The 12,798-nt window shown below is 38.9% G+C and carries 13 protein-coding genes; all 13 read left to right on the forward strand.

Translation table 11 applies throughout. The annotated features are described in order from the left end of the window. Positions 1-11: 11 nt before the first annotated feature. The 13 genes from D7D50_RS01265 (at position 12) to D7D50_RS01325 (ending at position 12,736) form a co-directional block, all read left to right on the forward strand. Positions 12-1,703, forward strand: coding sequence for an FtsK/SpoIIIE domain-containing protein (locus D7D50_RS01265; protein ID WP_120701270.1), 1,692 nt, complete (start codon positions 12-14; stop codon positions 1,701-1,703). 205 nt (positions 1,704-1,908) lie between these two features. Continuing rightward, on the forward strand, positions 1,909-3,141 hold the full coding sequence (locus tag D7D50_RS01270; protein ID WP_120701271.1) for a replication initiation factor domain-containing protein: 1,233 nt from the start codon (positions 1,909-1,911) through the stop codon (positions 3,139-3,141). A gap of 15 nt (positions 3,142-3,156) precedes the next feature. Next, positions 3,157-3,390 (forward strand): hypothetical protein, encoded by a 234-nt coding sequence (locus tag D7D50_RS01275; protein ID WP_120701272.1) that lies wholly within the window; start codon positions 3,157-3,159, stop codon positions 3,388-3,390. Between the two features lies 1 nt (position 3,391). Then, on the forward strand, positions 3,392-3,949 hold the full coding sequence (locus D7D50_RS01280; protein ID WP_120701273.1) for a conjugal transfer protein: 558 nt from the start codon (positions 3,392-3,394) through the stop codon (positions 3,947-3,949). Between the two features lie 11 nt (positions 3,950-3,960). Next, complete coding sequence (locus D7D50_RS01285) at positions 3,961-4,956, forward strand: conjugal transfer protein (RefSeq protein WP_120701274.1); 996 nt, start codon at positions 3,961-3,963, stop codon at positions 4,954-4,956. 10 nt (positions 4,957-4,966) lie between these two features. Continuing rightward, positions 4,967-5,191: a TcpD family membrane protein gene (locus tag D7D50_RS01290; RefSeq protein ID WP_048789269.1), complete on the forward strand. Its 225-nt coding sequence runs from the start codon at positions 4,967-4,969 to the stop codon at positions 5,189-5,191. Between the two features lie 2 nt (positions 5,192-5,193). Beyond that, entirely contained in the window at positions 5,194-5,604 is a 411-nt protein-coding gene (locus D7D50_RS01295) for a conjugal transfer protein (protein WP_120701275.1), read from the forward strand. Positions 5,605-5,617: 13 nt separating this feature from the next. Then, entirely contained in the window at positions 5,618-8,122 is a 2,505-nt protein-coding gene (locus tag D7D50_RS01300; RefSeq protein ID WP_120702303.1) for an ATP-binding protein, read from the forward strand. Between the two features lie 12 nt (positions 8,123-8,134). Next, a complete protein-coding gene (locus D7D50_RS01305) occupies positions 8,135-10,066 on the forward strand; it encodes a conjugal transfer protein (protein WP_120701276.1) in 1,932 nt (643 codons plus the stop codon). Beyond that, complete coding sequence (locus tag D7D50_RS01310; RefSeq protein WP_120701277.1) at positions 10,056-10,280, forward strand: hypothetical protein; 225 nt, start codon at positions 10,056-10,058, stop codon at positions 10,278-10,280. Before D7D50_RS01305 ends, D7D50_RS01310 begins: the two co-directional genes overlap by 11 nt. Positions 10,281-10,296: 16 nt before the next feature. Then, complete coding sequence (locus tag D7D50_RS01315; protein ID WP_120701278.1) at positions 10,297-11,403, forward strand: CHAP domain-containing protein; 1,107 nt, start codon at positions 10,297-10,299, stop codon at positions 11,401-11,403. Between the two features lie 15 nt (positions 11,404-11,418). Further along, positions 11,419-11,604 (forward strand): DUF3173 domain-containing protein, encoded by a 186-nt coding sequence (locus tag D7D50_RS01320; protein ID WP_120701279.1) that lies wholly within the window; start codon positions 11,419-11,421, stop codon positions 11,602-11,604. 1 nt (position 11,605) lies between these two features. Beyond that, the gene (locus tag D7D50_RS01325) at positions 11,606-12,736 is read left to right on the forward strand and encodes a site-specific integrase (RefSeq protein ID WP_120701280.1); all 1,131 of its coding nucleotides are present in this window, start codon (positions 11,606-11,608) and stop codon (positions 12,734-12,736) included. The last annotated feature ends 62 nt before the right edge of the window (positions 12,737-12,798 follow it).

A 12,798-nucleotide genomic window follows, 5' to 3' on the forward strand; every position in this document is an offset into this window, starting at 1 on the left:
GGTGATCACTCATGAAACTCTTTACCTACCGAGGAAAAAGAGTTCAAATCTTTCATCGAAACATTAAGGGAATCACATGGTTTATCTGGTGGTTTCCTTTTTTATTAGCTTCTATCTATTATACCTACCTTCATTTAGAGGAATTAAAAGTTCATCCCTTACCTCAAGGATATTTCATTGGATCTGGAGTTCTACTGTCGGTTCTTCTTTCTTTGGGGATCAATTATCTCTGTTACGAGAAGATTCTATTTTTTCAAAAACTCAACAGTCTTCGCATCCTCTCCCGTTTCTTACTAGAGAACAACTTGTATCTGGTCAAGAAAGTCAAACGAGATAAAGGCATGGTTGAAAAGATCACACTTCCAAAAGTCTACCTCAAACAAAGTCGCTATGAGCTTCAAGTCAGTTTTATTCTGGAAGGAAACAAATTTCAAGATCGATTTTTAAACCTTGGCTCTACTCTTGAAGTCATGTTCAATGGGGACTTTCGTGACAAGAGTTTTGACAATCGGTTTATCAAATATAAAATCGCTATCAATAGGATTGAGAGTCGCATTTCAATTGATCAAGTTGAAGTCAAAGGCTCAAAGATCCGTCTTATGAAAGATGTCTACTGGGACTATGTCAAAGACTCCCACTTACTTGTTGGTGGAGGTACTGGAGGAGGAAAAACCGTCACTCTCATGTCCATTATCTATGCCTTATTAAAAGTCGGATATATAGATATTTGCGATCCTAAAAACTCAGACTTAGCTTCTTTGAAGAAACTTCCAGTATTCCATGGTCGAGTCTATTCAAGTAAAGAGGATATCATTAATTGTTTTAAAGAGAATGTTGAGTTTATGAAGAAACGTTACGAAGTCTTAACGTCTTTTCCAGACTATAGACCAGGTACCTATTACACCCATTACAACTTAAAACCTAAATTCCTCCTAGTCGATGAGTGGGCTGCTCTCATGGCCAAGATTGACCGTGACTATAGCCAACAGTCGGAACTCATGGAATACCTCACTCAAATCGTTCTAGAGGGCCGTCAAGCGGGAGTCTACGTGATCTTTGCCATGCAACGGCCTGATGGGGAATATATCAAGACTTCTCTTCGGGACAACTTCATGATGCGTCTTTCCGTCGGTCATTTGGAATCAACAGGCTATGACATGATGTTTGGGGATGCCAATAAAACCAAAGAGTTTAAAAAACTGGACGAAATTAATGGAGTGAAAGTAGTCGGTCGTGGTTATATTGCTTCAAGCGGGAATCTAGCTGGTGAGTTTTATTCGCCTTATATTCCACTTGACCAGGGCTTTTCTTTCTATGATGAATACGCTAAAATCCCGATTATGGAATTTGAAGGAGAAGAGTTTTCAGTCTTTGAAGAATACCTGGAGGAGAAGAAATCGAAAGAGGAAATTAAGGTAGATGAACAATTACAAGAACTAGAAATTCTTCATCGTCCTCTCAAAGAATTTGCGGATGAGCACAATCTAAAGATGCAAACTCTTCGAAAAATCATTCCTTATATGGAGGAGCACGGAATCTTATTTGAACGGAGTGACTCTGCTATTCTCATTGAACCTTTCCAAGAAAAGTTACTCCTTAAAATAATCGCTCAATTTGAGGAAGATGGACGAAAGTCTTATCCAAAAGCTATTGAAGCGATTGTCAGTCATCATGGGCTAGGACAAGGGCAAGGGCAAGCCTGACCGCAGGTCAGGCGAAGACCGAAGCCCGCCGTTCCTGGCTCATGATGACAAGGAACCCCCGTTTCTAATAGGGGGGTTACAATTGGCAAAAACGCCATACCAACCCCTCCTCATTCCTTGTGGGAGTTGGGTTTTCGAATTTTAAAAAGTGTGTCACTTTCGTCAAAAAAGTGTGTCACTTAGTTAGAAGGAGGTGTTGCGATGAATGGACAAAATTAGTCCTTTTCATATCAAGAAATTCCGAAAACATACAGGACTTAGCCAAAAAGATTTTGCACAAGCTGTAGATCTTCCACCTAGAACCTATCGCTCTTATGAAGCTGGCGAAAGAGGACTAACGATTGACAAGTTTCGAGAACTAAAAGAAAAACTGGGTTACCACAAAGACTGTGAACGAGATAGCCTTCGGGCTCAGATTGACTACCTCCGCTTGTCCTTCCCAAGACTCAAAGATTTAGATGGCTTTTGTGAGAACTTCCTTCACTGCCCCTTGAGTGAGTTTACCGAACAAGAAACACGTCTCATGAACTATACTCATCTCTGGCAAAGAGGAAATATCTGGATCTTTGATTTTTTCGATAAGGCGATTACGAATGACTACCAAGCCTGCCTTCAACTATCTGGTCAAGGATGCCGTGAGATGGAAGTTATTCTAGAGCACAAGGGTATCACCTGGCAAGTCTTTCTCCAACATATCCTCTATTCCTATCAGGATGTACGAGTTAAACGGCTAGATATAGCCCTTGATGAACTCTATAAAGGTTATGGGAATGAAGACCAACAAATTCTAATACCGGATTTGATAAAGAAACTCCATTCCAAAGAGATTGTCCTTGATACTCTCAAAAAGTGGAATATTACTGGTGGTGGCTCTTTCACTGATAACGAAGACATGGAAGCTAATCATGGATTGTCCATTTACTTTGGAAGTCGTCAAAGTCAGCTCTACTTCAACTTTTATGAAAAGCGCTATGAAATAGCTAGAATGGAAAATATCTCCTTGGACGAATCCTTGGAGATTTTTGGTATCTGGAATCGCTACGAACTCCGCTTTTCAGACCAGAAGGCGCAAGGAGTTGTAGAAGAATTTATCTCTGGTGTCGATCTTGGCGAAATCGCTAGAGGCATCATAAATAAAGAGATCCAAGTCTATGACGGAATCAATCAATTTGGAGCCTACAAACCCGATGAAAAATGGCAACGACTATTTGGAGGAGTCGAACCCATGAAACTCTCAACCAACCCTCAACCTTATAGCATTGAGCGAACGATTCGCTGGCTAACCTACCAAGTCGCAAACTCCCTAGCCCTCGTTTCTGAAGCAGATAAGATTTTACAGACGGAATACATGAAGATGATCAAAAATAGCGGAGAAATTACCGATCGTGGAAAAGCTATGTTAAAGCTCCTCAAAGTTAGTAAACACTATGAACATTAGAAAGGAAAACAACCTATGGAATACAAAGTAGAAATCAATTCATTAGAAAACTTTAAAGCCTGGTCAGGTGGATTAGAAACACTAAACACTGTACGTGAACGTGGTGGAGTTGATACTTTAACCGTCATCTGTGAAGATATCTTCTCTGGTGATATACCTACAGAAACTAGGATTAATGACTGGCTCTGGTTTGATTCTGATTTTATCTACCAAGCTCTGGGCTATGATGATCTCCTAGAGGCTTCTTAAGATGCTTAAGAAGATCTATCAGACGGACTTCTTCCTTTTGCCCGAACAAGAATTCTGGCATATGTACATTCTCTTACGGAAAGGCAAAAACTTCTACTATGAATGTGCTGGAAGATCTACCGAGAAGCTACCGGATGCGAAAGGTTTTTATGACTATGAACATGCCTGTTTTACGCTAGACGGGGAAATTCTTAGTCTAAACAAAAGAATGCGTCCCTCACTTATCGCTTTTATCCAACAAACCATTAAAAGCAATCAAGAAACATTTAGAAAGGAAATTGAAATGGCAACGAAAACAACATTTGAAAAGAAAGTCTCTCAAATCACCAATGAACTGGGAGAATTACTTAAAAAGAAAGATCATAGAGAAGCTTGGACCAAGGCTGGCGAATTAAATAGCCTACTCAAAAAAGAAGAAGCCAAGGATCTAAAACCTGACTTGATCGAACAACTCCAAACTGAGCTACGAGGCTACTACTACATTAACGGAGAAATTGAAAAAGCTAATAAACGCCTCTATGCCAAGGGAACTAAACTAATTGAACTGGCTGGACTCTAAAAGGAGGTCTTATGGATAAAGCTAAACACTACTTACTAAAAGCAAGGGACTACCTCTCGAAATTCAAAAAGATGGAAAAGAAAGGAGGTCCACCTAAACTGAAAATCACCAACAAGAAAACAATCAATCTAGTGGTTATTGGAGGAATTTCTTTCCTCCTTTTTGTTGGTCTATCGGGTGCTATTCGTGCTATCACTCTCTCGAATCAAGTCTCTAAACTAGAAAAGAATGTGGAGGTCCTCCATGCCAAAAAAGCTCAGGCACCTGTAGAAGAAAAACAGTATGACTATAAGCTCCAGTACTATCTCAATGATTTTGTCTATGCCTACTTCACTCTCCCTCAAGAAGTTGAAAAACAAGAAGGACAGATCGACTACCTCAATAGCTTTTATAACTTTGTTCCGGATGTAAAATCCCAAGGCCAAGTCAGAAATCCTAGTGAGTTACTATCTGCTCAACTAATCACTGTAGAAAACAATGTGGCAACTTACCGGATCAAGTACAAGGAATGGATACGCCATGACAAGGAAACACAAGAAACAGAAATTGTGACAGGTTTCAATATCCCTTATGCTCAAAAAGGAAACAGCTACTATATCTCTGGCCTTCCTTGGTTCACTACCCTAGAAAGCTCACAAGCTGGATCCTTCAAGGAAGAAGACAAACTCACTCTTACCACTACAGATCGTCTTTCTGATTCAGTACACAAGAAAGTAGATAAGTTCCTGACTGTCTTTTTCACAAACTACACCACCAATCAAGATAATCTCAACTTGATCTCAAAAGATATAGATGTTGTCGCAAATACAACCTTTAAAAGTATAGACTACACCTATCTCAAAAAGAATAAAAAGGGGCTTACAGCCTATGTTCAAGCAACCTTTGAAGTGGGAGGAACTACTCACTCTGAAAACTTTACCTTTACCCTTATCGAAAAAGAAAAAACCTACTATGTCTCTAAACTAGAGCACACTATTCCCTTAAACTACGCAAATAACCAAGAATAGGAGAATTTATATGAACACAGACAACCTACGAAGTTTCCTTCAAGGAGACGGAATTTGGATTCTAACAGCTATTGCGGTCCTTTTAGCCATCAAGGCTTGGCGCAACAGCTCCTGGCTCCAACTCTTTTCGGTCGTTGGCTTTTATGCCGTGATTGTCTCCATCGCCAAAGGACAGGATATCCTCAAAGCCTTTGGATGGTTCCTACGCCTCTTTGGAATTGAAACAGGACTTTAATCATGAAAGAAGAAAAACTATATGATTACAGTAAGGGGCTAAATGCTCCTTATTGGATCCAAGAAATTAAGACGAAAAAGGGCACACGAATTTGGTACTTTGCGACACCGATGCAGTTGTCCTTTTTTATTGTCTTCATCCTCGTCTTTGTGGGGATGTTATTGTTTGGAGGAGTCATTCTTGTTCCATTAGCTAAAATGACTCACTCCATTTCTCTCTTGCTCTATTGGTATCTACCCTATAAGCTGGCCAAGTTCTACACTGAATATGAACCTCATGGGAAGAAGATGCATCTCTTTCTCTCTGACTACGTGATGTATCTCTGGGACTTCAAACTCAATCAAAAAGCCATCTACCAGGAGGACCGAATAGAATCAATTGATGAAATTGTCTTTGAAAAAACAAACCTATAGAAAAGGAGGTCCTATGAGTATTACCTTAACCTACCCGATTCGAGAAACACATGACAACCTAGCTCTGAAAAAGGATCATTCCGTTGTCGCTTTCTATCGAATCCCCAATACTCCCATCACCATTACGGATGATGAGAAAAAATGGAAACACAAAATTACTGTTGCGCAAATGATGAAAAAGCTCCAAAAGAATCAACACTTTGAGATTTCATTGATTCCAAAAGACTATCTCCTAGAAGAAAAAATGCGGGACTTTTCCGATGCTCTAGCAGATGACAGCCGTGAACTAGGAGAAGAATTGCTTCTTTACAGTGTTGAGCGTCTGACAGACGAGATGGAGATCCCTTATCAGTTTGACTGGGTGATTGGAGTTACCCTTCGAAAACAGAATCACGGGGCAACCATTAAAGACTTGGCCTATGAAAGCTTTACAGACTTTTCAGAAAAAATCGCAAAAGGGCTTGGCTATGAGTTAGAACTGAGTCCAAATTGGTATGAAGAATATCAAAGTGATGAGCTTACTATCTTTCAAGCGCTATCTGTTCTTCGAGCACAGCGCCTCACCAATGAAGAACTCTTCTACTACCAGCGGATGCAATACCTCCGCTATATCCCTCACTACAAGAAAGAAGTGATCGCCAATCGTGCTTCATTCAATATTACAGATACCTTGATTAAAGTCCTAAAAGGAGGCTTCCTTAAGCTCGAAAGCCCTTATGGATCCTCCTTTGTGACGATTCTTCCTGTTGGAAAGTTTCCGGTTCAATTCAATGGTTTTCACTTAGGAGAATTCATCCAACGCTTGAATTTTCCAGTTGAGTTACGAATCAAATCTGAATTCATCGATACCAATAAGATTAAAGGCAAGATGGGACGCTCCAACACTCGTTATCGAAACATTATGGAAGAAGCTGAGAATACCGACACCGTCCAACAAGATGAGATCATTATGGGATCCATCTCTCTAAAAGATCTGATGCGTAAAGTCGGAAACAAAGAAGATATTATTGAATATGGAGCCTACTTGATTGTCTCAGCTTCAAGTGTTCACCAGCTCCGCCAAAGACGACAAGTGGTCCTTAACTATTTTGATGATATGGGAGTTGAGATTAGTGAAGCCTCACAAGACGGCCCTTATCTCTTTCAAGCTCTCCTATACGGGGAACCTCTTCAAAAGAAAACTCGTACCTGGACTCACATGGTAACACCTCGAGGCTTTGCGGAACTTATGCCCTTTACCAATACCACTTCTGGAAATAGAATTGGTTGGTATATCGGCCGGGTTGATAATTGGACGGGACGCTGGGACGCTATCTCAAAAGCCATCGAATCATCAAAAAATATCGTCCTCTACAATGCGACAGTGGGAAACAAAGAAGATATTGCAGGAAAGATCACCAAGAACCCGCATATCATTATCACTGGGGCAACAGGCCAAGGGAAATCCTTCCTCGCTCAGATTATCTTTTTAAGTGTCGCTTTACAGAATGTCAAAACTCTCTACATTGACCCGAAACGTGAACTTAGAAATCACTACCAAAAAGTAATTAACTCTCCGGAATTCGCTCGTCTTTATCCTGAACGCAAGAAACAGATTGAGAACTTTAATTTTGTGACGCTGGATAGCTCACTACCATCAAACCACGGAGTCTTAGATCCTATTGTGGTTCTTGATAAGGAACAAGCTGTAGAGGTCGCAAAGAATATGCTCGAGTTTCTTCTTCAAGCTGTAGATGATGTATCGATGGACCAAAAGACAGCTATTACAGAAGCCATCAATACCATTGTCGAACGTCGAGTAGCTGGTGAGTTGGTCGGCTTTAAACATGTTCTAAAAGTTTTAAGAGAAGCTGCTTCATCAGACATAGCCTCAGTCGGACGTTACTTAACATCCATTGTCAATAATTCAATTTTAGAGTTAGCTTTCTCAGACGGAACTACAAAAGGACTCAATTATGAGTCTCGTGTGACTGTTTTAGAGGTTAATAATCTAAAACTTCCAAAGGATGATTCCACTAAGATCTCAGACCATGAACGAAATTCTATTGCCCTCATGTTTGCGCTCGGGGCCTTTTGTACTCACTTTGGAGAACGCAATGAACACGAAGATACGATTGAGTTCTTCGATGAAGCCTGGATCCTTATGAAGTCCGCAGAAGGAAAAGCGGTTATCAAAAATATGCGCCGGATTGGACGATCTAAAAATAATACGCTTGCCCTTATTACTCAGTCTGTGCATGATGCAGAAAATGATGATGATACAACAGGTTTTGGGACTATCTTCGCCTTTTATGAAAAGTCTGAACGAGAAGATATATTGAAACACGTCAACCTTGAAGTGACTGAAAACAACCTAGAATGGATTGATAATATGATCTCTGGTCAGTGCCTTTATTCTGATGTCTACGGCAACCTCAATATGATTTCTGTTCACAACATCTTTGAAGATATTGATATGCTTCTAAAACCAATGAAAGCTACGGTATCGTCAAGTCTTGAAAATAAATATGCTAGTTAAGGAGGTGAATCCATGCAAGAAGCTTTTGAGAAATTAAGAGGAGTCGATATCTTCTCTCTCAAGTCCTATATGGAGCCGACTAGCTTTGGTTCTTTCAATGGGGCTTGGGTCTTAATTAACGAACTCTTCGTCAACTTCTTCTTTTTCATTCTCAATGCGGTAGTTGGTTTTTTTTCTCTCTTAATTCGTGTATTAGAAAGTGTTGATTTATATTCTGCCTATAAGAACTACGTCTATAAAGGAGCTAGTAAAATCTGGAATGGTTTCACTGGCACTTCTCATGGGGGAGTCACAAGTGGTTCCTTGATTTCTATTTTGTTATTAGTACTTGCCTTTTATCTCTTCTACCAGTATTTCTTCTCAAAAGGAAGTTTCACAAGAACTATGATTCATGTCTGTATGGTGATACTTCTTGGCTTTAGTTACTTTGGGACCATTGCTGGAACATCTGGAGGTCTCTATTTACTAGATACCATCAACTCCCTTTCCAAAGATGTCTCTTCCAAGATTTCAAACATCGAGATTAACTATGGAAAAGACAAATCCCTAAAAGTTGGGGAGACAATGGCAGATAACTATATCGCAGAAACATCTTATAAGGCCTATGTCTTTGTCAATACGGGTCAGGAAAATGGGAAATTCAAGAATAGTCAAAACGGAAAAGAGGAGAATTTTGATGATAGTAAAGTTCTAGGAACGGGTGACAAGAATGGAAACTTTAAACCCGTGAAAGCCAAAACTCGGTCAGACTATCTCCAAGAAAAAGGTGATGGGGCTAATGAAGATAATGAAAAAAACCGCTGGGTATCTGCTATGCCAGACTTCATCTTCATTCGTATGTTCTATGTCATCTTTAAAATTGTAGAGGCCTTTGTTTTAGCCATCCCCGTTATCTTGATTCAACTTTTAAATGTCCTAGCTCAACTCTTGGTGCTCATGATGATTCTGCTTTTTCCGATTGTCCTTCTCGTATCCTTCATTCCTCGAATGCAAGATCTGATTTTCGGAGTTTTAAAAGTCATGTTTGGAGGTCTAGCATTTCCAGCAATTACAAGTCTTTTAACCCTTCTTATCTTTTACATCGAAAAGCTCTTAGAAAATTTAGTTACCAGTGGCTTTGATAAAGTTTTAAAAACTCTGCCTTCTCTTATCCTATTCGGACTTGTCTTTAAACTCTTAGTATCAGTTGTTTCAAAAGGTACCATTTACATTCTCATGTGGAAGTACAAGGCAGAATTGATACAATTCATTTTAGGATCCAAAGCTCGCATGATGGCAAGTGATCTTGGAAATCGTATGGAGCACGGAATGACTCGAACAAAAGAGGTTGCCTCTCAAGTTCCAACTCGCAGTCTTTCAACCGCTCAACACTTAGGAAATTTCGCCTTAGCTGGAGCAGGAATTGGAGCAGGAATGCTCATGCATTCTAAAGATCACTTCCAACAAGTAGGCTCTTTCTTTACCCAGAAAGACACGATGCCGGAAGATGAATACCAGCCAGATATTCCAACTGAAACACTTGTTAAACAAGAGAGCACAGTAGCTCCTGAGATTGAAACAACACAAAGCTCAGATAACATGACTACTCCAAAAGTTAAGTCTACAAAAAGTCCAAGTATTCCAGAAAGTAATCCAGAACAGTCTAGTGAGAACACGAATGCACCTATTCAACCAGAGCTTCCTTCGAATACAAAAGATGAATTTCAGACACTGAAAGAAGAATGGATTTCCCCATTTAAACAACACCAAATCAATTCATTGGAACGTGAACTAGATAAATATAAAGATCCTAAAGCTATGTATAAAGCTCAAGGATCCAATGCCTTTACTCGTGCCTATCGAAAGACCATGACTCGAGATGAGAAATTACGCACAAATATTGAACGAAGAAACAAACTAACCGAACGACTCAATCAATTGAGAGGAGAATACAATGAATATTAGAATTCACTCAAGAATATCTTTTCCAAGGATTCTTGAAGAGACTCTTTTTCAAGCTTACCAAGAAGGGAAACGCTCAGTCGATTTCCTTCTTTTATTTCCTATCAAAGAACGTGAAAAAGACTCTATACTGGATCAAGTCAAAGCTCATTCTGTCGTACTAGATGCCAAGTGGCGCTTTGGGACAGTGCTATTCACAGCTTATATCAAACACTAACTAGAAAGGAGGTCCTATGAAGAAATTAAAATGGTTTTTACTGGTTGGACTAATCCCCATCATTCTCCCCTTTCTTCTCATTATCATTCTTGCGGTTGCCACAGCAGGAAGTCCAACTGGAGGATCTGGGGTAGAGGGAGCCACCTATGCGGAACACTGGTCCTCTGGAGATCCTTATACGCATAATCTATTAGTTCATCGATATGGCATTACAGCAACTCAACTAGATGGCTTTTTAGACACTTTAGGGATCTCCTATGATAAGAATCGGATTAACGGTAAAAAACTCCTAGAATGGGAGGCTAAATCAAATCTAGATGTCCGAGGTATTGTAGCAATTGCCTTAAATGAAAGCTCACTCGGAACTGCTGGTGTCGCAACAAACACTGGAGCCAATATGTTCGGCTATGGAGCATTTGATTCAAATCCTGAGAATGCCAACAATTTCAATGATGAGGTTGCCGTAGTTGCCCTAACCCAACAGACGATTATTGGAAATAAGAATGAAACTTTCAAAATTCAAGATGATAAGGCTCAAAAATATGCGAATGGTTCTTTGAATCAGACCGTTGATGGAGGTGTCTATTTTACAGATACTACAGGCTCTGGCAAGCGTCGAGCTGAAACGATGAGAAAGCTAGATCAGTATATCGATGAACATGGTGGAACACCGAAAGCACCGATCCAATTAACAGGAAAAACTCGAGATGGAGGTGGAGTTACATCAAATGATATTCCGGTAGGATATAGTCTTACAAAAGCTATCGATACAAACGGATATATCACTAGCACCTATCCATGGGGAGAATGTACTTGGTATGTCTTTAACCGTGGAAAACAAGTCGGAGTTAACTTCGATCCATTCATGGGAAATGGTGGCCAATGGATGAATAAGCCAGGCTTTATTACAACCCATACACCAACTGAACACTCTGCTTTATCATTTAGTCCTGGACAAGCTGGAGCTAATCCAATATACGGGCATATTGCCTTTGTGGAGCAAGTTAAATCGGATGGCTCTATTCTAATCTCAGAATGTAATGTGAAGGGACTTGGGGTGATTAGTTACCGAACCTTTGACGGACAAACAGCAAAACAATTTACATACGTTTTAGGAAATTAGAAAGGACAATCAAAAATGACAAATAATACAATATCACAAAAAGATTTAATCAACATGGGTTATAAACAATACACTGCCATTCAAATTATCCACCAAGCAAGAGAACTAATGGTAAATAAAGGGTATAGCTTCTACGAGCGAAAACGACTTATGGTTGTGCCTAAAAGTGCAGTCTCAGAAGTATTGGGTGTGGAGTTGTAGTATGGCAAGTGTTAGATATTTAAAACGAGGTAAAAAGAATCTTTGGACCTATACTATAAGGGATGAAACAAGTAAGACAATTGCTTATAAAAGTGGTTTTGAGACTAAAAAAAAAGCTCAAATCGAAGCAGAAAAATTATTAAGAAAATTGAACATAGGTTTTTCAATTGATAGCAAAATGTCGTTACATCAACTATATCAAGAGTGGCTTAATCTAAAAATAATCCCTAGCAAACGAAGTCAAACCACAAAAAACAAGTACATCATGAGAAAGAAAGTTATTAAAAAATTATTTGGAGATACACCTGTATCTCAAATAAAGCCTAGTAAATATCAGAGAATAATGAACGAGTATGGTAAAACAGTAACTAGGGATACATTATCAAGGCTACATACAAGTATTAAGGAATGTATTAAAACGGCTCAAGCTGATAAAGTTTTTATTGATGATTTTACTTTTTTTACTGAACTATTCTCGTCAAAAGAGTCTCAACCTGTTGAAGAAAAATATATTCATAGTGAAAAAGATCTAAACGATATCCTCAAACATTTAAAACAAAAGGTGGATTATAGAAGATCTGTTGTACCTTATGTTATTTATTTACTTTTCAAAACTGGAATGCGCTTCGGTGAACTCATTGCTTTAACTTGGGAAGATGTAAATTTTGAAGAAAAAGTAATCAAGACATACAGACGGTACAACACGTCTACTCGTAAATTTGTTCCACCAAAAAATAAAACATCAATACGAACTATTCCTATTTCTGACGAAGAAATAGATATACTGGTGAATCTAAAAAGGTCGCAAATAGGATTGAATAAAGAACTTGAAATCATTAATCAGAACAACTTTATTTTTCAACATTATGGATATGTCCAAGATATTCCAAATAATGCTACTGTTAATAAAGAATTAAAGAATGTTTTAATGAGACTAAATATCTCACCTATCATTACTACCAAAGGAGCACGTCATACTTACGGTAGTTATCTATGGCATAATCAAATTGATTTAGGGGTAATTGCTAAAATCTTAGGACATAAAGATATTTCTATGTTAGTTGAAGTATATGGTCATACATTACAAGAGAAGATTAATGATGAATTTGAAAGCATCCGAAAACTTTTATAATAATTTGGTACAAATTTTGGTACAAAAAGTGATTCAACATCAAAAAAAGCCCGTCACAATAG

Origin of the sequence: Streptococcus koreensis, assembly GCF_003627135.1 — a bacterium.
In the GTDB taxonomy this organism is placed as follows: Bacteria; Bacillota; Bacilli; order Lactobacillales; family Streptococcaceae; genus Streptococcus; species Streptococcus ilei.